The sequence below is a fragment of the Micromonospora sp. CA-240977 genome, from assembly GCF_050942285.1.
Lineage (GTDB): Bacteria > Actinomycetota > Actinomycetes > Mycobacteriales > Micromonosporaceae > Micromonospora.
In genome coordinates this window covers 2,352,211-2,378,158 of sequence record NZ_CP192055.1, presented here as the reverse complement: position 1 = coordinate 2,378,158, position 25,948 = coordinate 2,352,211, and the positions used below count along the sequence as shown (strand labels likewise).

The window sequence follows — 25,948 nt, the reverse complement described above, 5'->3', positions numbered from 1 at the left end:
CGGATAATGGACCTGAATCATTAACCGGTGGTGTTCCCGGTGGACATCCGCCGTTCACGAACAGCGGTGTCCACCGGGATGTGCCGGTTCAGGCCCGCCGCCAGGCCGCCCAGTGCTGCACCGGGTTGCCGCCGAGCCGGACGAAGCCGTACGCGGCGCCGTCCCAGTCGTCCGGCTGGCCGGGCGCCCAGCGGGCGAACACCACCTGCGCGGCGGCCGGCGGCTGCTCGCCGAACCACCGGACGTCGGTCCAGGTCACCTGGTGGCTCAGATTGAACCGCAGGACGTAGTGCACCCCGGTCGAGGCCCAGACCCGCTCGCCGGGGCGTACGCCGACGTCGGCCACGCGGGGCGTCGGCGCGCTGCTCGCGACGGCCGGGCGCACGATGCGGCTCTCGATCACCTGCATGGTGACGAGGTTGGCCACGACGAGCACGCCCAGCATCGGCAGCCGCAGTCGGGGCAGCAGCGCGGCGGCGACGAGCAGCAGACAGCCGCCGATCCCGATCAGTGACCCGAGCACCGGTCGCATCTCCCGCCAGCCCCCGGTCATCGCCACCAGGTCCGGTGCGCTGAAACCGCCGTAGCGCAGCCGGTGGCCCTGGCTGGCCACGTACGAGAGTCGGACGGCGATCAGGGCGCCGCCGCCGACCAGCAGGGCCACCGCGACGGCCGCCCGGCGCAGCACCACCCGGTGGCCGGCGGTGAGCAGCACCCCGAGCCCGACCAGCAGCCAGAACGGCGCCAGCATCTGCACGTAGCGGCCGTAGATCGCGTCCAGCGGCTTGCCGGTGATGCCGGCCAGGATCACCGACGCCCCGCCGGCCACCCCGACCGTCACCACCAGTGCCACGCCCATCGTCCAGCGGGCGGCGTCGCCGTGCCGTGGACGCCACAGCTCACGCACGGCGGCGGCCCAGGCCACTCCCGCCATCCCGAAGGTGATCACCACGAGGTACCAGAGCTGGGTGCCGACGCCCGCGCCGACGCGGACCACACCCTGGACGGAGGCGACCGCCTCGACAGTGCTGCCGCCGGGGGTGCTGCCGAGCAGGTAGACCCGGTCGCCGAGGTAGCGGATGACGGCGGCGTTCACGAGCGCCATGGCGAGCACCGGCAGCAGCGCCGCGAGCACCGCGGGCGGGCCGATCCGGCGGCGGAGGAACAGCAGCAGGACCAACCCGGCGTGCACCGCCACGATCACCAGGCCACGCGAGTGCAGCAGGTGGAACCCGCCGACCAGCAGGCCGACGGTGGCCGCGGCGAGTGGGCCGGGTCGTTCGATCCAGCGGTGCACGGCCAGCAGCCAGGCGACCACAAGCGGGGCCATCACCGTGTCGATCATGGCGATGCCCGCGTAGAAGGCGGTGGCCGGCAGGGTCGCCGCCGCGACCGCGCCGAGCAGCGCGTACGACCGGCGCAGCCGCAGCAGGCGGCGACCGAGCAGGTACGCCAGCGGCAACAGCGTCGAGTTCGCCATCGCGTTGATCAGCTGGACGATCCGGTAGCTGTCGCCGAAGTCCCGGTCCCCGAGGAACGCCGGCGAGATCAGCATCGGGTAGCCGACCCGGCGCAGCAGGTCGTTCTCACTGCTGAACCCGCCCGGCCCGCCGGCCAGCGCGCGGGCGGTGTTCAGGTAGCTGTCCTCGTCGGTGTGCGCGATCGGCAGCACGATGTGCCGGGACAGCCACATCCGCCAGGCGACGCTGAGCGCCCAACCGAGGACAAGCAGCAGCGGCACCAGCCAGCGCCGCGCGGGTGTGGAGTCCGGCGTCCGCGCCAGCACCGCCGGCCGTTCGATCACGTCGCTACCGGATGCCATCAACGCCTCCAGAACTGCCGGCCGGACCGGTCCCGCGTGGACCGGCCGGGCCCGTCGGCCCGCGCCGGTGACGCGTGGGATGACCCGCTCGCACCGAGCCGATGCGGATGTCGGGTGAACGCGGAACCGGCCGCGGACAGGGCTGCCGGGTCACTCGCGCGGTCACTGTAGCGGCCCGATCCGACCAGGTCAGGCCGGTTACGGCCGGGGCGCAAGTGTTTGCCTGCGCGGTGCTCGGCATTCACGGGAGCAGGGGGCGCGGTTAACCCGCGAGCGTCGGGGAGTTAACCCGCCATGGCTAGCGTCTCACCCCGGTCGGCCGGCCGAGGGCCGCCCGTTCATCCACGATCACGGGAGCACCAAATTGAGTGAGTTGAATGGATCGTCCATTCTGATCACCGGGGGAACGGGTTCCTTCGGCAGGACCTTCCTCCGGCACATCCTCACCGAGGCCGACCCCGCCCGCGTGGTCGTGTTCTCCCGCGACGAGCTCAAGCAGTACGAGCTGCGCCAGCAACTCGGCGACGACCCGCGGCTGCGCTGGTTCATCGGCGACATCCGGGACCGGCACCGCCTCACCCGGGCCATGCACGGGGTGGACCACGTGGTGCACGCCGCCGCGCTCAAGCAGGTGGACACCGCGGAGTACAACCCCTCCGAGTACATCGCCACAAACATCACCGGCTCGCAGCACGTCGTCGACGCCGCGATCGAGGCCGGCGTCAAGAAGGTCATCGCGCTCTCCACCGACAAGGCGTCCAGCCCGATCAACCTGTACGGCGCGACGAAGCTGGTCGGGGACAAGCTGTTCGTCTCGGCCAACCACTACGCCGCCCAGCACCCGACCCGGTTCGCCGTGGTGCGCTACGGCAACGTGGTGGGCAGCCGCGGCTCGGTCGTCCCGCTGTTCCGCCGGCTGGCCGCCGAGGGCAAGAGCCTGCCGATCACCGACAAGCGGATGACCCGCTTCTGGATCACCCTCGACCAGGCCGTGCAGTTCGTCATGGACTCGTTCGACCAGATGCAGGGTGGCGAGTTGTTCGTGCCCCGCATCCCGAGCATGCGCATCCTCGACCTGGTCGAGGCCGTGGCCCCGGACGCCACCACCCACGAGATCGGGATCCGGCCGGGCGAGAAGCTGCACGAGGAGATGATCGCGCCCGACGACAGCCGCCGGACGCTGCGCGCCGACGGCCGGTTCATCGTCCAGCCGACAATCGCCACCTGGGGCTACCAGCCGCCGGTCGACTGCGACCCGGTGCCGGACGGCTTCGCCTACCAGTCGGACACCAACGACGAGTGGCTCACCGTCGAGCAGCTGCGCGACATGCTCGGCCTCACCGCATGACGGGGATGCTCCCGTACGGCCGGCACTCGATCACCGAGGACGACATCGCCGCAGTGGCCGGTGTGCTGCGCGGCGACTGGCTCACCACCGGCCCGCAGGTCGACGCCTTCGAGGCCGACCTGGCGGCCTGGACCGGCGGGGTCGGCGTCGCCAGCGTCTCCAACGGCACCGCGGCGCTGCACGTGGCGTACGCGGCGGCCGGCGTGGGACCGGGCGACGAGGTGGTCGTCCCGCCGATGACGTTCGTGGCGACCGCCAGCAGCGCTGTCGCCCTCGGCGCGAAGATCGTGTTCGCCGACGTCGACGACGAGACGTTCTGCCTCGACCCGGCCGCGGCCGCCGCCGCGGTCACCGCGCGGACGAAGGTCGTGGCCGCTGTCGACTACGCCGGCCACCCCGCCGACTACGACGCGCTGCGCGGGTCGGTCGCGGGCAGCGACGCGTTGCTCCTCGCCGACGCGGCGCACTCGATCGGCGGGACGTACCACGGTCGGCCGGTCGGCTCACTCGCCGACCTGACCACGTTCTCGTTCTTTCCCACGAAGAACCTGACCACCGCCGAGGGCGGTGCGGTCGCCGCGCTGGACCCGCTGATCCTCAAGCGGGCCCGCCGCTTCCGTGGCGTCGGAATGGTCCGCGAACGCGACGAGCTGCGCTTCGGCGACGAGGGCGGCTGGTACTACGAGGTGCCCGAGTTCGGGCTGAACTACCGGCTGCCCGACGTGCTCTGCGCCCTGGGCCGCAGCCAACTACGCCGGCTCGCCGAGTTCAAGGCCCGCCGCGCCGCCCTTGTCGCCCGCTACGACGAGGCACTGGCCGACCTGGACGGCGTACTCCGGCCGGTCCGCAGGTCGTGGGCGGACCCGGCGTGGCACCTCTACCCGATTCGGGTGCTCGACGGGCGTCGCCGCGCGGTGTACGACCGGATGCGCGCCGCCGGCGTCGGCGTACAGGTCAACTACATCCCGGTGCACTGGCACCCGGCCTTCGCCGACCTCGGTTACCGGCGCGGGTCCTGCCCGGTGGCCGAGTCGTTCTACTCCCAGCAGCTGTCACTGCCGCTCTACCCGGGACTCAGCGACGCCGAGCAGGATCGCGTCATCGACGCGCTGACCGCGGCCCTGCGGGTCGGCTCGGTGCGTTCCGCCGCCTGATGGGAACCTGATGCACCACGCCAACCACTTCTACGGCCACGCCCACGTGCTGGCCCGCTACGCCGGTCTCGGCGACCGGCACCCACCACGGATCAACGGGTACGTGCAGCACGGCTGGAACATCGGCGACGGCCTGGCGCCCGGTCACCCGTACGCCGAGCGCGCCCCGAGCCTGCTCTGGTCGGAACAGACCCGCCGGCGGGCCTGGTCGGTGGGGCGGCGCAACGTGGTGGTCATCGGCGCGCCGTTCGTCTACCTGTTGGCCCTGCGCCCCGAGCAACCGCCGGCCGAGGAGCGGGAGGGCACCATCTGGTACCCGTTCCACGGTTGGGAGGGCCAGCACGTCAAGGGCGACCACCGGAAGTTGATCGCGCTGATCCAGGACACCGAGCCCGGCCCGGTCACCGTCTGCCTCTACTGGCACGAGTACCGGATGCGCAGCGTCCGGCGGCTCTACGAGCGCGCCGGCTTCCGGGTGATCTGCCACGGCTACCGGGGACACTGGTGGAAGGACACCGACCCGGAGTTCCTCGACCGGCAACTAACCGAGCTGCGTCGACACCGCCGGGTAGCATCCAACCGGCTGACCAGTGCGATCTTCTACGGCATCGCGGCCGGCTGCGAACCGGCGGTCTACGGCGACCCGATGATCCTGTCCAACGAGGACCCGACGTTCGGCGGGACGGCCCGCATCCGGCGGCAGTGGCCGGAGCTGCACGGCGCCGAGGTCGACCTGCCCACCGCTGTCGAGATCGCCCGCGCCGAGTTGGGCACCGACCACCGCTGCACGCCGGCAGAGCTGCGGGAGCTGCTCGGCTGGGCGAACCTCCAGGAGGAAGAGGACCACCGTGACGACTGAGACGGCACCCGCCGGCCGGATCACCCTGCCGGGCGGCGAGATGCTGGCCTGGTCCGACCTGCCGCAGCACCGCCTGGCCGACGGTGGACCCCTCGCCGCGCTGGCCGCCCGGCTCGTGCCGCCCGGCGCCCGGGTGCTGGTGGCCGGGCCACACGACCCGGCCCTGCTCGACCAGCTCGGGCACGCCGAGGTGACCTGCCTGCTGCGCAGCCACCCGGACGCGGTCGCGCTCGCCCAGCGAGCCGCCCACCTGGTGGTGGGTGGTCCGGCCGGGTTGCCCGACGACGAGACGTACGACGTGGTGATCGCCGCCGCCGGGTTGGACCCGGTGGAGTCGGTGGAGGGCGCCCGCCTCGGTTGGGACGGCGTGCTGGCGCGACTGGTCGCCGCGCTGCGACCGGGTGGCGCGCTGGTGCTGCGCGTGGACAACCCGCTCGGCCTGCACCGACTCGTCGCCACCACCCCCTGGTACGCCGACCGGGAGGATTCCGCGTGGACGATCGGCGGGGTCCTCGACCGGAGCCACCCGGCCAACCGGGACCAGCTCCGCGAGCGGCTCACCGGGGCGGGGCTGCGGCCGGGCGCGTGCTGGGCCGCGTACCCCGACGCCGGCACCCCGACGGCGCTGCTCGACGCCGACCACCTCGACCGGGACGCGGGCTCCGGCCTCTTCGACGCGGTGCTGCACGGCGCGTGCGCCGGCGGTTTCACGAGTGACACGGTGCTCCAGGACCCGTCCCGGCTGGCGGTGGACGCGCTGCACGCCGGCCGCGCCGCCGACCTCGCGCCGGGTTGGCTGGTGCTCGCCCACCGGCCCGCCGACCCGGCGGCTGCCGCCGCGCCGGCCGTCGACAACGATCCGCCGGTGGCGCTTGTGCAGACCGGGCGGCCCGGGATCGGCGTGCTGGAGGTGCTGCACGGCCCGTCGGGATGGCGGTGGGGGCGCATCGCGGCCACCGGCACGGACCTGCCGGCCGCCGCGCCGTTCGCCAGCCGCGAGGCCGCGTACCGGGACGCGGACGCGCTGTCCGGGCCGGTGCCGTCCGGCCGGCTGCTGCGTACCCTGCTGCTCGACGCGGCAGTGCGCCGCGACCTGGCCACCCTGCGCGCGCTGCTGCACGGGTACGCGGGCTGGCTCGCCGACCAGGCCGACACCGACGGCCGGATCGCCGGCGCGGCGGCGCTGGCCGGCACCGACAACGTGGTCGTCGACGGTGAGCGGTACGCGGTGCTCGACCCGAGCTGGCGGGCCACCGACCCGCTGCCCGCTGACGTGGTGCTGGCCCGCGGGCTGTGGCGCTTCGCGGCGGGCCTGCTCACCGGCGGGTACGCCCACCCGTGGTCGTCCACCCTCGACGTCGCCGGCCTGACCGTGGTGCTCGGCGGCCTCGCCGGCCACGACCTGGACCGCGCGACGGTCAGCGAGGCGGTGGAGGCCGAGGCGGCAATCGCCGCGGCGCTGCACGGGCTGGACCCCGACGGCCGGCTCAACCTCGCCACCGAACTGCACGCCGTCGCGCCGACCGACCCGCCGATCGGCGCGCGCAGCTACCAACAGCTGCACGAGGCGTGGCTGCGCCAACGCGAGGAGCTGGGCCGGTTGGCGGCACTGACCGCCTGGACCGAGGAGCTGCTCACCTCACGGGAACGCGCACTGCGTCGGGCCGAGACGACGATCGGACTGCTCAGCGGATCGCTGAGCTACCGGGTGGGGCGGCTCGCCATCACCCCTGCCCGGCTGGCCAAGCGGGGCGCGCGCGCCGCCAAGCGCCGGGCCACCGCCGCGCTCGCCCCGAAGGAGGAGCAGCAGTGACCGGCGTACCGGCATCCGGGCTGGCCCCGACGGACGGCGCGGGGCCCCGGATCGTCGGCATCGTGCAGGCCCGGATGGGTTCGTCCCGGCTGCCCGGCAAGGTGCTCCGGCCGCTCGCCGGGCGTTCCGTGCTGGGCCGGGTGGTGCGCGCCGCCCGCGACAGCGGCGTCCTGGCCGACCTGGTGGTCGCGACAAGTACGGATGCGGTCGACGACGCGGTGGTGGCCGAGTGCGCGCGGCTGGGTGTGGCGTGCCACCGCGGGCCGGTCGACGACGTGCTGGGCCGATTCGTGGGTGCGCTCGCGGCGCACCCGGGGGACGCGGTCATGCGGTTCACCGCCGACTGCCCGCTGCTCGACCCGGACATCATCGCCCTGGTCGCGGCGGTGTACCGGGGGGTCCCCGGTCTCGACTACGCCAGCACGTCGATCGCCCGCACCCTGCCCCGCGGGCTGGACGTCGAGATCATCGCAGCGGAGACGCTGCGCGCCCTGGACCGGCTCGCCGCCGACCATCACCGGGTGCACGTGACCTCGTACGCGTACACCCACCCGGAGCTGTTCCGGGTGCTCGGGGTGACGCTCACCCCGGACCGGTCGGCGCTGCGTCTGACCCTCGACACCGAGCGGGACTGGGCGCTGGTCAGCGCGGTCGTCGACCACTTCGGGGACGTCAGCGTGCCGCTGGCCACGCTCGCCGGGTGGTTGCACGGGCAACCCGACCTGCGCGCGCTCAACGCCGACGTTCGACAGAAGCAACTGGAGGAGTGCTGAGCACGCCGCGGGTCGGGTTGCGCTGCGACGCCAGCCCACGGCGGGGAGTCGGCCACCTCGTCCGCTGCCTGGCACTCGCCGAGGAGTTCCTCGCCCGGGGCGCCCACGTCGCCGTGTTCGGCACCGTCGAACGGCTCCCCTGGGCCACCGCGGAGCTGGCCGCCCGGGGCATCCCCCTGCACCCGGGCCCGGACTCGCCGGCCGAGCTGGTCGAGGCGGCCCGCCGTCACCACCTGGACGTGCTGGTCCTCGACTCCTACGAGCTGGACCCGGCCGGGGCGGGCGCCCTCCGCGCCGCCGGCGTGTTCACCCTCGCCGTGATCGACGGGGACAGCCGGGGCCAGGTCGCCGACCTCTACCTCGACCAGAACTTCGGCGCGGAGCTGACGGGGTTGCCTGGTCGGCTGCTCGCCGGCAGCGGGTACGCCCTGCTGCGCGACTCCGTGATCACCGCCCGGCCGGCGGCGCCCCGGCCCGCCACGACGGTCAGCCGACCTCGGGTGCTTGCCTTCTTCGGCGGCACCGACGCGGTGGGCGCGGCACCGGTACTGACCCGGGTGCTGGTGGCCACCGGCCATCCGATGGACCTCACTGTCATCGTCGGTCGACCCGAGATCGAGGCCGAGGTGGAGGACATCGCCCCCGGCCGCGGGCAGATCATTCGGCCGGTGCCGCCCACCGGCGCGCTGCCGGCACTGATCACCGAAGCCGACCTGGTGGTCAGCGCCGCCGGCACGTCCACCTGGGAACTCTGCTGCCTCGGCGCGCCCGCCGCGCTGGTCTGCGTTGTCGACAACCAACGGGAGTCGTACGCCCGCGTGGTGCGGCACGGCCTCACCGCCGGTCTCGGCGAGCTGCCGGAGCTGACCGCCGCCGGCGTCGCCGGACGAGCAACCCGCGCGGCGGCGGCGCGGACCCTGCTCGGGCTGATCAGCTCACCGCAGCGGCGCGCGACGCTCGCCGCCCAGGCCTGGTCGACAGTCGACGGGCAGGGTCGGGCCCGGGTCGTGGACGCGGTGCTCGACGCCGTCCGCGCCGGGACGGCCCGCCCCTAGCACTGGTGTACGAAAGTGCTGCTAGGGTGGCGGTATGACGCGGGCCGCCTATCAGCCGTCGATGCTCGACCTGGCCGACGCCGGGCCGACCCTGGGGCCACTGCCCGGCCAGATCCGCCGTCACCAGCTCAGCCGGGGCGCCTGGGTCGACCACCTCCCCAGCTGGGTGCACGGCTCCGACGCCGTCCTCGACACCCTGCTCACCGAGGTCCCCTGGCGGGCCGAGCGGCGCGCCATGTACGACAGCGAGGTCGACGTGCCCCGCCTGCTCTGCTGGTACGACGCCGACCGGCAACTGCCGCACCCGGTGCTCACCACGGCACGGGCGGAGCTGACCCGGCACTACGCGCCCGAGCTGGGCGAGCCGTTCGTCACCGCCGGCATGTGCCTCTACCGGTCCGGCCGGGACAGCGTGGCCTGGCACGGCGACACCATCGGCCGCTCGGCGCACACCGACACGGTCGTCGCCATCGTCTCCTTCGGCGCACCCCGACCGCTGCTGCTGCGCCCGCGTGGCGGCGGCGACAGCCTGCGCTTCCCGGTGGGCCACGGCGACCTGATCGTCATGGGCGGCTCCTGCCAACGCACCTGGGAACACGCCATCCCGAAGACCGCCCGCCCGGTGGGCCCCCGGGTGAGCGTCCAGTTCCGCCCGGTCGGCGTGGCCTGACCTGGCCCCCCGACCGCCAGCGACGCCGCTCAGCTCTCCCCGACGGCGATCAGGCCGGTCTCGTAGGCGCAAATCACCGCCTGGGCGCGGTCCCGGAGGCCGAGCTTGGTCAGCACATTGCTGACATGGGTCTTCACCGTGTGCTCGCTGACCACCAGGCTCTGGGCGATCTCCGCGTTGGACAGACCCCGGCCCAGCAGGTGCAGGGTCTCCCGTTCGCGGGTGGTGAGCACGTCGAGGCGGGCGGCGGACCCGCCGGCCGGCCGGGCCGCGCCCGGGCGGTGACGACCGGTGATGTCGGCGATGATCTGCCGAGTGACAGAGGGGGCGAGCAGCGAGTCGCCGGAGGCCACCACCCGGACGGCGTGGACGAGGTCTTCCCGGCGTACGTCCTTGAGCAGGAAGCCGCTGGCGCCGGCGTAGAGCGCCTCGTAGATGTAGTCGTCCTGGTCGAAGGTGGTGAGCATGATGACCCGGCTGCCGGCGTCGGCGCAGATACGACGGGCGGCCTCGATCCCGTCCATCGTCGGCATCCGGATGTCCAGGAGCGCCACGTCCGGCCGGTGCTCCCGAACGGCGGCCACTGCCGCCGCGCCGTCACCGACCTCGGCAAGGACTGTGATGTCCGGTTGGGCGTCGAGGATCATGGCGAACCCGCTGCGCACAAGCTCCTGGTCGTCCGCGATCACCACCCGAATCGTCACGCCGGGAAGGGTAGCCGAACCTCGACGGTGAACCCGCGTCCACCGACGCTCGGCCCGGTTCTCGCCGTGCCCCCGCAGGCGATCGCCCGTTCCCGGATGCCGACGAGGCCGTGTCCGCCACCCGGACCACCGGTTCCGGCGCCGTCGTCCGCCACGGTGATCGTGAGGGCGTCGGGTGCCCAGTCCAGGTGGACGTCGACAGTGCTTGCCGCCGCGTGCTTGACGGCATTGGTCAGGGCCTCCTGCACGATGCGGTACGCCGTCAACTCCACGTCGGCCGACACCTGGCGCTGCTCACCGGTCACCCGCAGCCCGGCTGCCGGGACTCCGTCGATCAGCGGCCGCAACTGGGCCAGGGTGGGCTGCGGACTGCGGGGTCCGGCCTCCGAGCGCAGCAGGCCGAGCATGCCGCGCAGCTGCACCATGGCGTCGCGGCCGGCGGCGGCGATCGCGTCGAACGCCGCCTCGGCCCGGTGCGGGGCGGTACGCACCGCGATCGGCCCGGCCTCGGCCTGCACGATCATGAGGCTCACCGCGTGGGACAACACGTCGTGCATCTCCCGTGCGATCCGGGCCCGCTCGCGTACGGCGGCGCGATCGGCCTCGAACTCACGCTCACGCTCAGCCCGGAGCGCCCGGTCCTCCAGGGCGGTCGCGCGCTCCTGCCGAGCGTGGCCGAGTCGACCCAGGACGTACGCGGTGAAGAAGACCAGGAAGGTGTAGAAGTACTCACTGATGCGGTTGGTGTTGAACGCCACCCCTGCCGCCACACCCGGGAAGGTCGCGGCGAGTGCGCCCCAACGCTGCCGGCGACCCCCCAGCGCGGCGACCGTGTAGAGCGCGACCAGCCCGCCGTACGCGAGGGGCTGCCCTGGCGCGTCCACCGCCTTACCCGCGACAGTGGCCAGTGCGACCACCACCAACACCGTGAACGGCACCCGTCTGCGCCAGATCAGCGGGATCGCCGTACCCGCGGTGAGCAGGTATGCCAGCGGCCCCGGCGCGCCGCCCGGCCGGGGGAGCACGAACGGCAGCGACACCGCGACGAGGACGAACACGGCGATCGCGGCATCCACCACGTACGGATGGGTGGTGCGCACGAGGCGGGCGAACGACATCGCGACAGTGTGCATGACCCCTGACCCTCCTCCCCACGGGCAGCCGATCCCCCGGCCCCGGGGGGATCGGTCCGGACTCGCCGCTCAGGCGAGGGCGGGCACCGGGTTCGCCGCGGTGACGGCGGCGGTGCGGCGGGCCAGCGGAACGAAGGAGACAAGCAACAGGACCGATCCCAGCGGAATCAGATCCTTGTCGATGAACGGCGTGGCAAGGTCGGCAAGCACCAGGACCGGCGTCCACACCCTGACCCGGCGCCGCACCGCGAGCAGGACGACCAACGCGAGCTGGCCGAGGTAGAAGGCGTAGGGCCCGAAGTCGTAGGCCAGCTGCGAGATTCCCGGCAGGGTACGCACCTGGTGAATGACCATGCTCATGCCGTAGTTGTCGGTGGCCAGCAGGCCGGCCACCAGGTCGATCGAGAACTGGGTGATCAGCGCCAGCGCACCGACGGTGCCGGCCGTGGCGAACACCGTCGCCAGGACCCGGCCGCCGGTCATGCGGCGCATCTGCCAGAACACCGAGACGAACGCGACGAGCGCGCCGATGAACGCGAGATGGCCGATGGTCCAGGCTGCACCGGGACCACGCTCGCCGTCCAGCCCGTCGATGAGACGGATGATGCCGTAGCTCATCACCAGGATCGGGGCGGCGATGAAAGCGGTGCGGAACTCCATTGTGGTGTCTCCTCGGGGTGCCTGCGTCGCGTGTTCGACGTGGTCAAGCCTCCCGTCTCGCCGCCCCGACGGCATCGCGCCGCCGAGCGATCTTGCCAGTGCCCGCCGCCTCCCCCGCACGCCGGAGAGCCTCGCTCGCACGCATGAGTGCCCCCCTCGTCGGCGCGCGCGCCTCCCCCGCGCGGGCGAGACACCACGGAGTCCACGCGGCACACGTTCGCGAGCACCGCACCCGCCAACCGGGGTCGACCCGGTGCGGTCAGTCGCGTTCGATCACGTGGCCGACGACCGTTGGGCCGAGCATCACCGCGAAACCGGAACCGTCGCGCCGGGGATCCGCCGCCGGCAGCTCCACCGGATCACCGGTGCCGGTCGCGCCGACCGGACGCGGACCAACCCAGGCGACGACGACGTCCGTCTCACCCTTGAGGAAGCGGTGCGCACGCACACCGCCGGTCGCCCGGCCCTTCGCCGGGTACGCCCTGAACGGCGTCACCTTGACCGTCGCCCCGGTGGAGGTCACCACCATCGGCTCGCCATGCCCCGGGTCGTCGGTGCGGACCGCGCCGAAGAACGCCACCCGCGCCCCGGCCGGCAGGTTGATGCCGGCCATCCCGCCGCCCTTGGGGCCCTGCGGACGAACCAGCCCGGCGGGGAAGCGCAACAGCGACGCCTCCGACGTGACGAACGTGAGCGACTCGGTGCCATCGGCCAACCAGGTCGCGCCAACCACCTCGTCGCCGTCCCGCAGGCCGATCACCTCGAACTCGTCGGAGCGCACCGGCCACTCCGGCGCGCAGATCTTCACCACGCCCTGCCGGGTGCCCAACGCCAGCCCCGGTGACCCCTCCGCCTGCCCGCCCAGCGGGGCCAGGCCGACGACGGTCTCCCCCGCCGCCAACGGCGCCAGCTCAGCCGCGGACATACCGCCGCGCAGCGACACAGTGCCCGCCTGCTCCGGCAACACCGGCAGCGGCAGGACGTCGACCTTGAAGGCCCGGCCCGCGCTGGTCAGCAACAGCACCCGACCACGGGCGGTGGAGTGCACGATGGCGCGTACCGTGTCGTGCTTGACCCGGCCGTTGCGCCGACGCCCCTCGGCGCTCTCCTCCGACTCGGCCGCGGTCCGCGCGACAAGCCCGGTCGCGGAGAGGATCACCTGACACGGGTCGTCGGCGACCTCCAACGGGCCGGCCGGCATGGACGCGGCCAACACCTCCTTGAGGTCCCCGTCGACGAGCGTCGTGCGCCGCTCGGTGCCGAACTGCTTGACCACGGCCGCCAGCTCGTCGGAGACCAGCTTCCTGAGCACCCGCTCGTCGTCGAGGATCGCGCTCAACTCGGCGATCTCGGCGCGCAGCCGCTCCTGCTCGGCCTCCAGCTCGATCCGGTCGAACTTGGTCAGCCGGCGCAGCGGAGTGTCCAGGATGTAGGTGGCCTGGATGTCGGACAGACCGAACCGGCTCATCAGCCCGTCCTTCGCGGCCTGCGCGTCGTCGCTGCCCCGGATCAGCCGGACCACCTCGTCGATGTCCAGCAGGGCGATCAGCAGACCGTCGACCAGGTGCAGCCGTTCCTGACGCTTACGCCGACGGTACGAGGTACGTCGGGTGACCACCTCGTACCGGTGGGCCAGGAAGACCTCCAGCAGCGCCTTGAGCCCCAGCGTGCGCGGCTGCCCGTCGACTAGGACCAGGTTGTTGACGCCGAACGACTGCTCCAGCGGGGTCAGTCGGTAGAGGTCGGCGAGCAAGGCCTGCGGGTTGACCCCGACCTTGCACTCGACGACGAGCCGGGTGCCGCTCTCCCGGTCGGTGAGGTCCTTGACGTCCGCGATGCCGGTCAGCCGCTTGGTCTTGGTGACCTCGTTGGTGATCGCCGCGATGACCTTCTCCGCGCCGACCCCGTAGGGCAGCTCGACCACGGTGATGGCCTGGCGGCCACGGCTGCCCTCGATCGGGCCGATCTCCACCTTGCCGCGCATCCGCACCACACCGCGCCCGGTCTCGTACGCCCGACGCACCTCGTCCAGGCCGAGCAGCACCCCGCCGCCGGGCAGGTCGGGGCCGGGGACGAACTCCATGAGCTTGTCCAGCGTGGCGTCCGGGTGGTTGATCAGCCAGCGGGCCGCGGAGACGACCTCGGCGAGGTTGTGCGGGATCATGTTGGTGGCCATCCCGACCGCGATCCCGGACGCGCCGTTGACAAGCAGGTTCGGGAAGGCGGCCGGCAGCACCGTCGGCTGGGTCAGCGACCCGTCGTAGTTGGGCTCGACGTCGACGGTGTCCTCGCCCAGCTCACCGACGAGCAGCATGGCCTCGCGGGACATTCGCGCCTCGGTGTAGCGCGAGGCGGCCGGGCCGTCGTCTGGTGACCCGAAGTTGCCGTGCCCGTCGATGAGCGGCACGTTGAGGGAGAAGTCCTGCGCGAGGCGGACCATCGCGTCGTAGATCGCCGTGTCGCCGTGTGGATGGTACTTTCCCATCGTATCCCCGACAATTCGGGCAGACTTCACGTGCCCGCGGTCGGGGCGGTAGCCCTGTTCGTACATCGACCAGAGAATGCGCCGGTGTACGGGCTTGAGGCCGTCGCGGGCGTCGGGCAGGGCGCGGGAATGGATGACCGAGAACGCGTACTCCAGGTAGGAGTCGGAGACCTCGGTGACCAACGGGTTGTCGAAGACCCGCGCGCCGGCTTGGTCGAACGAGGAGAGGTCGACCTTGTTTTCCTTACGGCGTGCCATGACTCAGCTTTCCCCTCGGACGGCAGCGGTGCTCATGCGTCGATCGCATCTCGGTCGACCCGATCGGCCGAGTCGATGAGCCAGTTGCGGCGCGGCTCGACCTTCTCGCCCATCAGCAGTTCGAGGATGCGTTCGGCGGCGTCGACGTCGTCGAGGGTGATCCGGCGGACGGCCCGGGTGGCCGGGTTCATCGTGGTGTCCCACAACTCGTCGGCGTCCATCTCACCGAGACCCTTGAACCGTGGGATGGGCGTGACGATCTGCTTGCCGGCCTTTTCCAGCTTGCGGACCGTCGTCTCCATCTCGGCCTGGGTGTAGGTGTAGACCGTCTGCGGACTACGCCCCTTGGTGGTGATCTTGTGGAGGGGCGGCATTGCGGCATAGAGCCGACCGGCCTCGATCAAGGGGCGCATGTACCGAGCGAAGAGGGTGATCAGCAGCGTACGGATGTGGGCGCCGTCCACGTCGGCGTCGGCCATGATCAGCACTCGGCCGTAGCGCAGCGCGGCAAGGTCGAACGTACGTCCCGAGCCGGCCCCGAGGACCTGGACGATCGCGGCGCACTCGGCATTGTCCAGAACCTGCTGGAGGTTGGCCTTCTGCACGTTGAGGATCTTGCCCCGGATCGGCAGCAACGCCTGGTATTCCGAGGATCGGGCCATGCGACTCGTTCCGAGGGCGCTGTCGCCTTCCACGATGAACAGCTCGCTGCGGTCGATGCCCGTCGCTCGGCAGTCGACAAGCTTCGGCGGCATGGACGCGCCCTCCAGGGCGGTCTTGCGCCGGGCCGCGTCCTTCTGCTGCTTCTGGGTGAGTCGCACCCGGGCCGCGTCGACGATCTTCTGGAGGACGGTGCGCGCCTCGGCCTTGGTGCGCCGGTCCTCCAGCCAGGCCTTCACGTGCGCGTCGACGAGGCCCTGGAGCACCTTGGTGATCCCCGGGGTGGAGAGCTCGTCCTTGGTCTGCGAGGTGAACTGCGGCTCGGGGATCCGCACGTGCACCACAGCGGTCATCCCCTCCAGGACGTCGTCCAGGGTGGGCGGCTCCTCCTTGGCCTTGAGCAGACCGCGGGTGTTGCGGACCGCGTCGGCGAGGGCGCGGACGAGAGCCCGCTCGAAGCCCTTGCGGTGGGTGCCGCCGTGCGCGTTGCGGATGGTGTTGGTGAAGCACTCGACCGTGCGTTCGTAGCCGGTGCCCCACCGGAACGCCACCTCGACCTCGGCGCGCCGCTGCACGTTGGACTGCATGACGCCGTTGGCGTCGGCGGCGTTCTCCCGGTAGGTCCCCTCGCCGTTGACAAGCAGGGTGCCGGACACGGGCCGGTCGCCGGCCGGGGCGAGGAACTCCACCATGTCGCTGAGCCCGTTGGGGTAGTGGAACCGCTCCTCGGCGGGGGCCTCGCCGGTCAGGTCACGCAGCAGGTAGGTCACGCCGGGCACCAGGAAGGCGGTGTTGCGCAGCTTGGTGCGGACCGCGTCGACGTCGAGCGCGGCGCCGGTCTCGAAGTAGCGGGCGTCGTGCCACCAGCGGATCGAGGTGCCGGTGCGCTGGCCACGCTTCATCGCGCCGATGACCTGGAGCCCGGGGCCGGCGGTGAAGGGCGCGGTCGGCCCGTCGCCGTCGAAGATGCCCGGGACGCCGTGTCGGAACGACATCGCGTGGATCTTGCCGGCCCGGCGGACGGTCACGTCGAACCGGCGGGACAGCGCGTTGACCGCCGAGGCGCCGACGCCGTGCAGGCCGCCGGAGGTCTTGTAGCCGGAGCCGCCGAACTTGCCGCCGGCGTGCAGCCGGGTGAGCACCAGCTCGACGCCGGAGATGCCGGATTTGGCGTGCACGTCGGTGGGGATGCCCCGGCCGTCGTCGTCGACCTGCACCGAGCCGTCGGGGTGCAGGATCACCTCGACGGTGCTGGCGTGGCCGGCGACACCCTCGTCGGTGGAGTTGTCGAGGATCTCGTTGACGAGGTGACCCACGCCACGGCTGTCGGTGGAGCCGATGTACATGCCGGGCCGCTTGCGGACAGCGTCCAGCCCCTCAAGGTGGGTGAGGTCATCGGCCCCGTACAGGGTGTCAGGCTCTGCGGTCAACTGGTCGTACTCCCCGGTCTCGGCTGTGTGCTGCCGGTCACCGGCGACTTCAGCCGGCGTGGCGCGCCGCAGCGAGCCTAGCCCGAGGCTAGGACAAGTCCCGGAGGACCTACGCGACCCGCCGCGCGGCAGCCGCCGGACGTGAGCCAACGAACAGCCTGCGGGTGATCATGAGGCCCCGCAGAGACATCACCACCGGTACGCTGACGTGATCGCGGCCGGTTGGGCGCGGGGTGCGCGCCGGTCCGGGTCGAGGCAGATCAGGAGGCGGTCGAGGTGGGCAAGACAATGCGCGACGCTCTGCGGCGCTCCCTCGGTACGCGGCCCCGGCGGTGGCTACTGGTGGGCACCCTGGTGGCCGGGCTGCTGGCCGCCGTGGCGCTGGTCGCGGCGGTGGCGCCCGCCGACCGGACGTTCGCCGAGCTCTCCGGCACCGTCCAGAGCCTGATGTCGGTCGGGACGCCGCTCTTCGGCATCCTGCTGGTCCGCGACCTGCGCCGGGGGGCCATCCGCGTTCCGGTCCTGCCCACCGTGCTGGCGGTGGGGCTGCCGGCGGCCGTCATCGGCGTTGTCGGCGTGCTGATCTGCGCCGTGACGCTGGCGCTCACCCCGGTCGACGTCGCCGACGAGCCGTGGCGGTTCGCCGGGACGGTCGCGGTGGGCAGCGTGCTGGTGCAGATCGTCGCCGGCCTGGTGGGCACCGGGCTGGGGCTGGCGCTGCGCTCGACGGTGGTCGCATTCCTGGCCACGATCGCCCTGCCACTGGGGCTGTTCGCGCTGCTGGGCGCCGACGCCCTCCGTCCCGCGCAGCCGTGGCTCACCCCGTTCGGCAGCGTGCGCTACCTGCTCTCGGGCGAGATGAGCGCGCTGCGGTGGGTGCAGTGGCTGTGCGTACTCCTGATCTGGGGTGTTGGCCTGAACGCCGTGGGCGCGGCAGTGCTGGGCCACCGCGACCGCCCGACCGGTCGCTGACTCCCCACCCTGGCGGGCGCGGGTCGGCGGGTTCGACAACCCGGAGCCCGGGTCCACTCTCGACGCGGTAGCGCGGCCTGCCGACGGACGCGTGTCTTTCATCGAAAGATTCTGTTACGGGCCATTGACGCCCGTCGCGGAGGAGTGATCTGATCGCGCTCTCAGAGAATCTTTCATCTTTCGATGGATGGGGGCCCCATGCCCAGGTTCCGGCGTACCGCGCTCGCCGCGGGACTAACGATCGCCATGGCCGCGCTGTCGACCGCCGTCGCGCTGCCCGCACCCGCCACCGCCGCGCTGCCCACCGCCGCGGTGGCCCTCGGGGACAGCTTCATCAGCGGCGAGGGCGCCGGGGCGTACACCCCGGTGGTCGACGTCAACGGCGTCGCCCAGGGCTTCCCCGGCTGGGCGGCCGCGAACAACAACGCCTACTTCTGCCACCGGTCGGCGAACGCCTCGCTCAACCAGGCCAACCTGCCAGGCATCCAGAACCGGTTCAATCTGGCCTGCTCCGGTGGCCAGCCGCACGACATCGCCAACGCCTCGCAGGCGCGGACCAACGGTCGTACCGTGGCCGCGCAGCTGGACCAGCTCCGGGCCGTCGCGCAGACCCAGGACATCGACCTGGTGCTGATCGGTCTGGGTTCCAACAACAGCTCGTTCACCTTCGGCAGCGTGGCGGAGAAGTGCGCCAACCGGTTCATCGCCGACGCGTGGACCGGCTGGTGGGAGTTCTGGGCGTACCTGAACGGCCCGGTCGAGCAGAAGCCGTGCAGCGACGCCGACCTGGCCACCGCCGCGCAGATCAGCGCCGCGACCGCGGAGACCACCGCCGCCGTACGCCAGGTGCTGACCACGCTGAACCAGATCGACGCGGACGGGCAGCACCGGGTGGTGTTCCAGGACTACACGAACCCGCTGCCGCTGGACCTGAACCCGCAGTTCCACGAGGAGGACAGCCGGGACGACACCCGGGACAAGTTCCGTGACCTCGGTGCCGAGCGGTACGCGGCGGGCTGCCCCATCCACCGGGCCAGCCTGGCGCCGGGCCACCGCTTCTCGCAGGGCCTGGGCGCCATCGTGAAGTCCACCCGGGACACCCTGGCCGCCGAGTTCCCCGCCGACGACCTGGTGTACCTGAACGTGCAGCAGGCCTTCAACGGCGCCCGGCTCTGCGAGCAGACGAGCAGCCCGACGGGCGCGCTGGCCACCCCGATCCGGCTTCAGGACGGCGCGACCGGCACCTTCGTCACCAGCCTCGCCGGCAAGGACAAGCTCGACATCCAGCGGATCGCCAACACCTGCGTCAGCTACTTCCAGACCTGCCAGGAGTCGTGGCACCCGAACGCCACCGGGCACCAGGTGCTCGGCCAGTGCCTGAGCGGCGCGGCCTCCACCACCGCCCGGTCGGTGGCCTGCGTCCGCGCCGGCAACGGGACGATCTCCGTCTCCTGACCGCGTCGCCAACCGGAGGGCCCCGCCACGGCGGGGCCCTCCGTCGCGTCCGCGCACCGTCGGCTACCCGCCGGTAACGCCGGGGCCGTAGGCTGGCCCGATGGACGGGGACCCGGGGTACGCGCAGGAGTTCGTCGACGTCGACGGCGGCCGGTTGGGGGTGCAGGTCTACCCGGAGCCGGCCGGCACGACGGGTGCGCCGGTGGTCGTGATCTGGCCCGCGATGGGTGTGCGGGCCCGCTACTACCGCCCCTTCGCGGCCGAGCTACGCGCCGCCGGGCTGGCCGTGGTCGTCGCCGACCTCCGCGGGAACGGGGCGAGCACCCCGACGCCGAGCCGGGCCGACCGCTACGGGTACGCCGAGTTGGCCGACGACGTCGGCGCGGTGCTGGCCGCGCTCAAGCCACGGCTGGACGGACGTAACCGGCTGCTCGTCGGGCACTCGCTCGGCGGCCAGGCCGCGCTGCTGCACCTCGCCCTGCACGGCGCGGACGAGGTGGACGCGTTGGCGCTGATCGCGGTCGGCATCCCGTACTGGCGGAGTTACCCGGGCCTGCGCGGCGTCGGCCTGCTGCCGTACACCCAGGGGATCGCCGCCACTGCGGCGGTGCTCGGGGTCTGGCCGGGTTGGGGCTTCGGCGGCCGGCAGGCGCGCGGCGTGATCCGCGACTGGGCGTACACGGCGCGGACCGGCCGTTTTCCCCGGCTGAACGGCACGGACACCGAGGCGGCGGTACGCGCGGTGCGCACACCGGTGCTGGCGGTCAGTGTGGACGATGACCAGTACACCCCGCACGAGACAATGGATGCCCTCTGCGCGAAGCTCGTCGCCGCCCCGCTCACCCGCGAGCGCTACACGGCGGCGCAGGCCGGCGCGGCTCTGGACCACTTCACCTGGGCCCGCGCGAGCACCCCGCTGGCGCGGCGGATCGCCGGGTTCGCCGGCGACCTGCCGCCCCGCTGAGCCGCGCCGGACCGTCCGGGCGGGTCACTCGTCCTGGTCCAGCGGCACCAGCTCGCCGTCCCGCTCGACCTGGATCTTCGCGTGCTCCTTACGTGGCGCTACCTCCGCGGTGTTCCGGTGTGGGTCGTTGTCCGGGTGCATGAGCACCGCGTCCGTCTTCGGGGTCTTCTCCCGGCTCTCGTCCGGCTGCGACATCCCGTTCCCCTCTCCGTCAGCGTCGCTCGGGATCTACCCGCCACCGCGCGGACGACTCCTGCCGGCGACGATGGGCCGCACCGAGACCCGAACGTCCCCCTCGTGCCGGTGCGGCGCGGATCAGCCCCCGGGCGACGGGGTTAGCCGCCCGGGCGGCGGGTAAGCCGCAGCGCCCAACACGGCGGAAGGGGATCACATGTCCGAACGGCACACCGCACTGCGCTCGATGCACGATCTGGGCCTCGCGGCCTGGTTCGGCGGCTCCCTCATGGGTGCCTTCGGCGTCAACGGCGCAGCCGGCAAGATCAGCGACTCGACCCAGCGACTCTCGGTCGCGTCGGCGGGATGGTCCAAATGGACCCCGGTCAACGCCGCCGCCATCGGCGCGCACCTGGCCGGCGCGGTCGGCGAACTGGTGACGGAGAGCCCACGCGTGGCAGCCCAGTCCGGGGTGGGCCGGACCAGCGCCATCAAGACGGCGTTGACGATCGGCGCGCTCGCCGTGACCGGCTACAGCCGGTTGGTCGGCATGCGCCTGGAGAAGGCCGGTGCCTCACCGGTCAGCGGGACCACCGAGCCGAACCACCAGACCCCGGCCAGCGTGGCCTCCTCGCAGCGGCAGATGAAGCTGCTCCAGTGGGCCATCCCGGCGCTGACCGGAACCCTGGTCGTGGTCACCGCGTACATGAGCGAGCAGCAGAAGCCCGGCCAGGTGTTCAAGGGGATCCTCGGCCGCGGCAGCGGCGGCGGCATGAAGAGCATGATCAAGATGGCGGGCATGAGCAACGGCAAGCGGCCGATGGCGATGGCCGGACGCTGAACGCCGGGCCGGCCGGCGTCCCGCCGCCCTCTGGACGGCGGGGCGCAGGCCGGCCCTGCGCGCACCGGGGCGACGACGGGTCCCGCGCGCGGCGGCGTGCCGGCGACCTGCCGTACGACGCGCTCGGGCGGGCAGTCCCCGGCCCGAGGACGGCACATCGTCCGCCGGTGGCGGCGGACCGACGAGCGGGGTGGCCATGACGGCGCACAAGGGACGCGACGGTGACAACGACCGGCTGGAGCCGGAGGCGACCAGGCCGTGGGGTACCGGCGACGGCTTCGACGCCGACGCTCCCTGGGGCACTGACGACGACTCACCGATGGACGAGGGCAGCGAGGAGACCGCGGTGCCCGAGGGACGACGCGGCGAACGGCGCGCGGGCGCCCCGGCGGGCCGTTCGGACCCGGCGGGACGACACGGCTTCGGCTCGGTCGAGCCGACCCGGACGACGATGGCCGGGCCGGGCGCCCCACCCGATCCGGCGCCCAGCGGCCGGAGCTTCCCCGACGACGCGGACATCGGCGAGTCGACCCAGGACGCCCTCCGCAGCCGGGGACGGCGGTCCTGAGCGGACCCGCGCCCGGCCGGCTGGCAGGTGCGGCGATCAGCCGGTCGCCGGGACGGCGTGATCGACGACCATCGTCTCGGCGAGCAGTTGCGCCAGCCGGGTGGCGTCACGCTGGGCCTGCCCGGCGCAGCAGTTGTTGAACAGCACGTGCAGGTCGTCGGCCTCGGTGGCCAGCTCGGTCAGCCGACCCGCCCAGTGCCGAAGCTCGTCCTCGGCGTACGCGTACCGGAACTTGTCCTGCTTGTCGCCGTCGCCCCAGGCGTCGCTGTGGCCGTGGAACCGGACGATCGCCGGCTCCGTCGTCATGGCCAGGATCGGGGGCACCGACGACGGATGCCCCTGCGGCATGTCGACGCAGACCATGGACAGGTCGTGCGCGCGCAGCAGGTCCAGCGTCTCCGACGCGGCCGGACCGTCGAACCAGGAGCCGTGCCGCAGCTCCACCCCGACCCGCCACGGCCGGCAGCGCTGCGCCAGCTCGACGATCCGGCGCTCGGGCGCCGGGCTGCGCACCAGCCACGGGGGGAACTGCAACAGCACCGCACCCAGCTTGCCGGCCGCCGCGATCGGGTCGAGGGCCGCGCGGAACCGGGTCCACAACTCGTCGTACGCCGCCGGCGGCAGGTCACGGCGGCGGATCCGGCTCGGGCCGCCGGCCGGACGCAGGTCCCGGGGCAGCGCGGCGACCGGCGTCGGATGGCCGGTGAAGAGACTGAACGCCTTGACGTCGAAGGTGAAGTCGTCAGGTGTGGCGTCGACCCAGCCCAGCGTGGTCTCCGGGACCGGCACCGCGTAGTAGGAGGTGTCCACCTCGACGAGCGGGAACCGGCTGGCGTAGAAGCCGAGCCGACGGGCCGGCGTGTTGGCCGAGCGCGGGTACCACCCGGAGCGCAGCAACGACTGGTCGGCCCAGGACGACGTGCCCACCTTAATCACACCCATGTCATTCAGTGGACCGCCACGGACGCGGATCGGCAACCGCTGGCGGCTCGTTCGTCGCACGTCGTGTCCGACACCCGGAAGTGTCGGTGCGTCGTCCTAGGGTGGCACCGAATGGACAGCGATGAAGGGTGGCGGCATGACCAGCACGGAGCAGCTCACCGGTGAGCGGGCCGATCTACTGCAGACGCTTCGCCGGCACCGGGGTTTCCTCCTGCGGACTGTGGACGGGCTCACCGACGAGCAGGCGGCCACCCGCTCCACGGTCAGCGAGCTGAGCCTCGGCGGCCTGGTCAAGCACGTGACCGGCGTCGAGCACCGGTGGATGCTCTTCGCGGTGGGCGGAGCGGAGGCGATGCAGCGCGAGGAGATCGACTGGGTCGGTCAGTTCCGGATGGCGCCGGGCGAGACCCTCACCGGTCTGGTCGAGCGGTTCCAGGAGGTGGCCGACCAGACCGACACGCTGATCGCCACCCTCGACCTGGATTCGGCGCACCCGTTGCCGCAGGCGCCCTGGTTCGAGCCGGGGGCGAGCTGGACGGTCCGCCGGGTGCTGCTGCACCTGATCGCCGAGACGTCCCAGCACGCCGGGCACGCCGACATTCTGCGGGAGTCGATCGACGGGGCGAAGACGATGGGCTGACCGCCGTTCCGCAGCGCTCAGCGCCGGCCCGGGTCGGGTCGGTGCGCCGTGGTCCGGTCCCTGGCGTAGGCGTCGGAGCGGCCCCACCGGCCCGGGATGTCGAGCAGGTCCAGCCGACCGAATCCCTCGGGCACGGCCGGGTTGACAAGCAGGTTGTCGCCGGTGGGTCGCAGCCCCAGCATGGTGCCCAGCAGCATCAGCAGCGCCCCCGACGACCACGCCTGCGGGCGGGCGGCCGCCGGCAACTGGACGGGATACTTCGTCAGCCGGCGATCGTGGCCGGCAATCATCTCCGGCACGGCCCCACCGAGGGTCTGCGCCATGTCGAAGATGCCGGCCGCGATCGTGGCCGCCTGCGCGTCGAAGCGGTACCGGCGCATCCCGGCGGCGATCAGGGCGTTGTCCGCCGGCCACACCGCGCCCAGATGGGACCCCATCGGGTTGTACGGGCGCTGCCCGGTGGCGAAGGTGCGCACCCCCCAACCGCCGAACAACCGCGACCCGACCAGGTGCTCGACGACGGCTCCGGCGCGGTCGTCCGGAACGATCCCACTCCACAGCAGGTGCCCCATGTTGGACGCCAGCGCGTCGACCGGCTCGCCGTACGGGTCGAGCGCCAACGCGTAGTACTCCTGGTGTGGCAGCCAGAAGTCCCGGTTGAAGCGCTCCTTGAGCGCCGCGGCCTCCTGCTCCAGCCGGTCGGCGTACGCGGGGTCGCCCCAGAACTCCCGGGCCAGCCGGGCGCCGCGCCGCTTCGCGTCGTACGCGTAGCCCTGCAACTCACAGGTGGCCCGGGGAAAGGCCGGTTGCTGGCCGAGCGCACCGGTGATCGCGTCCGGCGTGTCCTTCCAACACTGGTTGATCGCGCCGTTGCGCTCGTTTCGGCGTTGGTAGCGCACGTAACCGTCCCCGGTCAGGTCGCCGTACTCGTCGATCCAGTCCAACGCCATGCGGGCCGGGTGGCGCAGCTCGCGTACCAGGTCCGCGTCACCGGACCAGCGCTCGTACTCGTCGAGCAGAACCACGAAGAGCGGCGTGGTGTCCGCCGAGCCGTAGTACAACGCGTCGGCCCGGTCGCCGAACGCTCCGGACTCGCCGTAGCGCAGGTGGGCCAGAATCTTGCCCGGCTCCTCGTCCAGGTCGTCGTCGAGCTGGGCGCCCTGCATGAACGCCAGCATCCGCAGCGTCGCGGGGGCCAGCTCGGGGGTGAACGCCATCGTCTGCAGGCACGTGATGAGGCTGTACCGCCCGCACAACCACATCGTCCACGGCAGACCGGCGATCGGCACCCGGTCGGGGGACGACCACGGCTTGTACCGCAGTGCCGCCAGGTCGGCCAGGGCGCCCCGGTACATCTCCTCCAGTCCGTCGCGTTCGGCGGTCAGCTTCGGGGCCCGGTCCATCCAGTTCGCCAGGTCCACGCGCATCCCCACCCGCACGGCCCGCTGGTGTGACTCCAGGGAGTCGCGTACGTCCTGGCCACCTTCGCCGCCCATGGTCATGGCGATGTGCAGGTCGGTCTCCCACTTGCCGTCCGGGTCGACCCGAATCCGGAACGTCATTCCCTCCTCGTCCACGTCGACCGGCACGGTGCTCTGCACGGTGCTCTGGCGGACGAACCGCTCCCGCTGGTAGCGCAGCACGAGTTGGCGGTTGGCCGAGTCCGGGGTGACCTCGACGGTCCGCCGCCGGAGGTGTCCGATCTCGGCGATGTCGGTGAAGTCGCTGCCCATCTCCACTCGTACGGTGAACTCGGCGGGCGCCGCCGAGTGGTTGAGCACTGTGATCTTCTCGTGCAGACAGTCGTGGATCGAGCGGTGCCGGATGATCGACACGTCGGCGTCGACGTAGTGGCTCGCCGCGCCGGGGACCAGGAAGTACCGGGTCTCGAAATAGGTCATGTCGTCGCGGGACAGCGCGTTGATCCGTTCGCCGTCGATCTTGAGCACCCAGTGGGACAGGAAGCGGGTGTCGTACGCGAAGAGACCGACCGGGTCCTGCGCGTCGGCCTCGATGTCGCCCTGGGCGTCGCTTATCGCAAACACGTTGCCGGCGATCACGTGCAGCAGTTCCTGCTTCACGACTGACCCTCCCGGGCGGCGGTCGCGCTCCGGCGCGCCAGGGCGGCCCGACCCAGCTCCCGAGGATGGCGGGCACCGGCCGGCCCCGCGAAGATTCGCCGCAGCATCATCAGCAGGTGCATGTCGCCCCGCAGGGTCAGCTCGTTGCGGAGCAGGGCCGCTCCGGGATGCAGCTCACCGTCGACCATCCGGTCGAACACCCGGCGCTCCGCTCGGACCACCAGATCGGCGTCGTCAGCCGACCGGGTCACCTGGACGTGCTGGTCGCGGATGGTCAGATACCAGTGCTCGGTGCAACCGTCGCTGCACACGTCCAGCCGCAGCGTGCCCGCTGTGGTCTCCGGCAGGTTGGGGCGCCGGCCGGCGTCCAACTGTTGCAGGTACTGCTCTGCGGTCGCGCCCATCAGGTCCCCTCCCCCACGGTTCTCCGCAGGATCACCCGCGCCCGGGTGAGGCCGGTTCACCCGGAACGGGTGAGTCGCGCCGG

At 72.4% G+C, this 25,948-nt stretch carries 23 protein-coding genes; 13 read left to right on the top strand and 10 right to left on the bottom strand.

The annotated features are described in order from the left end of the window. Window positions 1-88: 88 nt before the first annotated feature. A complete protein-coding gene (locus ACQPWW_RS11010) occupies window positions 89-1,822 on the bottom strand; it encodes a hypothetical protein (RefSeq protein ID WP_433131711.1) in 1,734 nt (577 codons plus the stop codon). A 364-nt stretch (window positions 1,823-2,186) separates the two neighbouring features. Here ACQPWW_RS11010 and pseB point away from each other — a divergent pair, with 364 nt between their 5' ends. The 7 genes from pseB (at window position 2,187) to ACQPWW_RS10975 (ending at window position 9,494) form a co-directional block, all read left to right on the top strand. Continuing rightward, a complete protein-coding gene (gene pseB / locus ACQPWW_RS11005; protein WP_110561940.1) occupies window positions 2,187-3,170 on the top strand; it encodes a UDP-N-acetylglucosamine 4,6-dehydratase (inverting) in 984 nt (327 codons plus the stop codon). Further along, a complete protein-coding gene (locus ACQPWW_RS11000) occupies window positions 3,167-4,324 on the top strand; it encodes a DegT/DnrJ/EryC1/StrS family aminotransferase (RefSeq protein ID WP_433131708.1) in 1,158 nt (385 codons plus the stop codon). Before pseB ends, ACQPWW_RS11000 begins: the two co-directional genes overlap by 4 nt. A gap of 10 nt (window positions 4,325-4,334) precedes the next feature. Beyond that, window positions 4,335-5,183 carry a hypothetical protein gene (locus ACQPWW_RS10995; RefSeq protein ID WP_433131706.1) on the top strand — a complete coding sequence of 283 codons (849 nt, stop codon included), beginning with the start codon at window positions 4,335-4,337 and terminating at the stop codon, window positions 5,181-5,183. Further along, complete coding sequence (locus ACQPWW_RS10990; RefSeq protein WP_433131704.1) at window positions 5,173-6,996, top strand: class I SAM-dependent methyltransferase; 1,824 nt, start codon at window positions 5,173-5,175, stop codon at window positions 6,994-6,996. Before ACQPWW_RS10995 ends, ACQPWW_RS10990 begins: the two co-directional genes overlap by 11 nt. 74 nt (window positions 6,997-7,070) lie before the next feature. Then, window positions 7,071-7,769, top strand: a complete 699-nt coding sequence (locus tag ACQPWW_RS10985) for a cytidylyltransferase domain-containing protein (RefSeq protein WP_433134266.1) — start codon at window positions 7,071-7,073, stop codon at window positions 7,767-7,769. Next, window positions 7,766-8,824 carry a PseG/SpsG family protein gene (locus ACQPWW_RS10980; RefSeq protein WP_433134264.1) on the top strand — a complete coding sequence of 353 codons (1,059 nt, stop codon included), beginning with the start codon at window positions 7,766-7,768 and terminating at the stop codon, window positions 8,822-8,824. Before ACQPWW_RS10985 ends, ACQPWW_RS10980 begins: the two co-directional genes overlap by 4 nt. Before the next feature lie 34 nt (window positions 8,825-8,858). Next, entirely contained in the window at window positions 8,859-9,494 is a 636-nt protein-coding gene (locus ACQPWW_RS10975; RefSeq protein ID WP_433131702.1) for an alpha-ketoglutarate-dependent dioxygenase AlkB, read from the top strand. Between the two features lie 29 nt (window positions 9,495-9,523). Here the strand turns inward: ACQPWW_RS10975 and ACQPWW_RS10970 are convergent, their stop codons facing one another. The 5 genes from ACQPWW_RS10970 to ACQPWW_RS10950 form a co-directional block, all read right to left on the bottom strand. Next, window positions 9,524-10,141, bottom strand: coding sequence for a response regulator (locus tag ACQPWW_RS10970; protein ID WP_433134262.1), 618 nt, complete (start codon window positions 10,139-10,141; stop codon window positions 9,524-9,526). A 53-nt stretch (window positions 10,142-10,194) separates the two neighbouring features. Beyond that, window positions 10,195-11,331, bottom strand: coding sequence for a sensor histidine kinase (locus tag ACQPWW_RS10965; protein WP_433131700.1), 1,137 nt, complete (start codon window positions 11,329-11,331; stop codon window positions 10,195-10,197). 69 nt (window positions 11,332-11,400) lie between these two features. Next, a complete protein-coding gene (locus tag ACQPWW_RS10960; RefSeq protein ID WP_433131698.1) occupies window positions 11,401-11,991 on the bottom strand; it encodes a hypothetical protein in 591 nt (196 codons plus the stop codon). A gap of 259 nt (window positions 11,992-12,250) precedes the next feature. Then, window positions 12,251-14,734: a DNA gyrase/topoisomerase IV subunit A gene (locus ACQPWW_RS10955; protein ID WP_433131696.1), complete on the bottom strand. Its 2,484-nt coding sequence runs from the start codon at window positions 14,732-14,734 to the stop codon at window positions 12,251-12,253. A gap of 32 nt (window positions 14,735-14,766) precedes the next feature. Further along, complete coding sequence (locus ACQPWW_RS10950; RefSeq protein WP_433134260.1) at window positions 14,767-16,896, bottom strand: DNA gyrase/topoisomerase IV subunit B; 2,130 nt, start codon at window positions 16,894-16,896, stop codon at window positions 14,767-14,769. 216 nt (window positions 16,897-17,112) lie between these two features. Between ACQPWW_RS10950 and ACQPWW_RS10945 the strand changes: the two genes are divergently transcribed. From ACQPWW_RS10945 to ACQPWW_RS10935, 3 genes are all read left to right on the top strand, one after another. Beyond that, complete coding sequence (locus ACQPWW_RS10945; RefSeq protein WP_433131694.1) at window positions 17,113-17,796, top strand: hypothetical protein; 684 nt, start codon at window positions 17,113-17,115, stop codon at window positions 17,794-17,796. 198 nt (window positions 17,797-17,994) lie between these two features. Next, window positions 17,995-19,251, top strand: coding sequence for a hypothetical protein (locus ACQPWW_RS10940; RefSeq protein ID WP_433131692.1), 1,257 nt, complete (start codon window positions 17,995-17,997; stop codon window positions 19,249-19,251). A 100-nt stretch (window positions 19,252-19,351) separates the two neighbouring features. Continuing rightward, window positions 19,352-20,215, top strand: a complete 864-nt coding sequence (locus tag ACQPWW_RS10935) for an alpha/beta hydrolase family protein (protein ID WP_433131690.1) — start codon at window positions 19,352-19,354, stop codon at window positions 20,213-20,215. Between the two features lie 24 nt (window positions 20,216-20,239). Here ACQPWW_RS10935 and ACQPWW_RS10930 read toward each other — a convergent pair whose 3' ends face one another. Then, window positions 20,240-20,410: a hypothetical protein gene (locus ACQPWW_RS10930; RefSeq protein ID WP_433131688.1), complete on the bottom strand. Its 171-nt coding sequence runs from the start codon at window positions 20,408-20,410 to the stop codon at window positions 20,240-20,242. Between the two features lie 196 nt (window positions 20,411-20,606). Here ACQPWW_RS10930 and ACQPWW_RS10925 point away from each other — a divergent pair, with 196 nt between their 5' ends. Both ACQPWW_RS10925 and ACQPWW_RS10920 read left to right on the top strand, forming a co-directional pair. Beyond that, on the top strand, window positions 20,607-21,230 hold the full coding sequence (locus tag ACQPWW_RS10925; protein WP_433131686.1) for a hypothetical protein: 624 nt from the start codon (window positions 20,607-20,609) through the stop codon (window positions 21,228-21,230). A 196-nt stretch (window positions 21,231-21,426) separates the two neighbouring features. Next, on the top strand, window positions 21,427-21,798 hold the full coding sequence (locus tag ACQPWW_RS10920) for a hypothetical protein (protein ID WP_433131684.1): 372 nt from the start codon (window positions 21,427-21,429) through the stop codon (window positions 21,796-21,798). A gap of 36 nt (window positions 21,799-21,834) precedes the next feature. Here the strand turns inward: ACQPWW_RS10920 and ACQPWW_RS10915 are convergent, their stop codons facing one another. Next, window positions 21,835-22,740 (bottom strand): DUF72 domain-containing protein, encoded by a 906-nt coding sequence (locus ACQPWW_RS10915; protein ID WP_433131682.1) that lies wholly within the window; start codon window positions 22,738-22,740, stop codon window positions 21,835-21,837. 136 nt (window positions 22,741-22,876) lie between these two features. Here ACQPWW_RS10915 and ACQPWW_RS10910 point away from each other — a divergent pair, with 136 nt between their 5' ends. Further along, window positions 22,877-23,380 (top strand): DinB family protein, encoded by a 504-nt coding sequence (locus tag ACQPWW_RS10910; RefSeq protein WP_433131680.1) that lies wholly within the window; start codon window positions 22,877-22,879, stop codon window positions 23,378-23,380. Between the two features lie 17 nt (window positions 23,381-23,397). Here the strand turns inward: ACQPWW_RS10910 and ACQPWW_RS10905 are convergent, their stop codons facing one another. Together ACQPWW_RS10905 and ACQPWW_RS10900 are read right to left on the bottom strand one after the other, a co-directional pair. Next, entirely contained in the window at window positions 23,398-25,461 is a 2,064-nt protein-coding gene (locus tag ACQPWW_RS10905) for an amylo-alpha-1,6-glucosidase (protein WP_433131678.1), read from the bottom strand. Next, entirely contained in the window at window positions 25,458-25,865 is a 408-nt protein-coding gene (locus tag ACQPWW_RS10900) for an SCP2 sterol-binding domain-containing protein (RefSeq protein ID WP_433131676.1), read from the bottom strand. The genes ACQPWW_RS10905 and ACQPWW_RS10900 overlap by 4 nt, the downstream gene beginning before the upstream one ends. Between the last annotated feature and the right edge of the window lie 83 nt (window positions 25,866-25,948).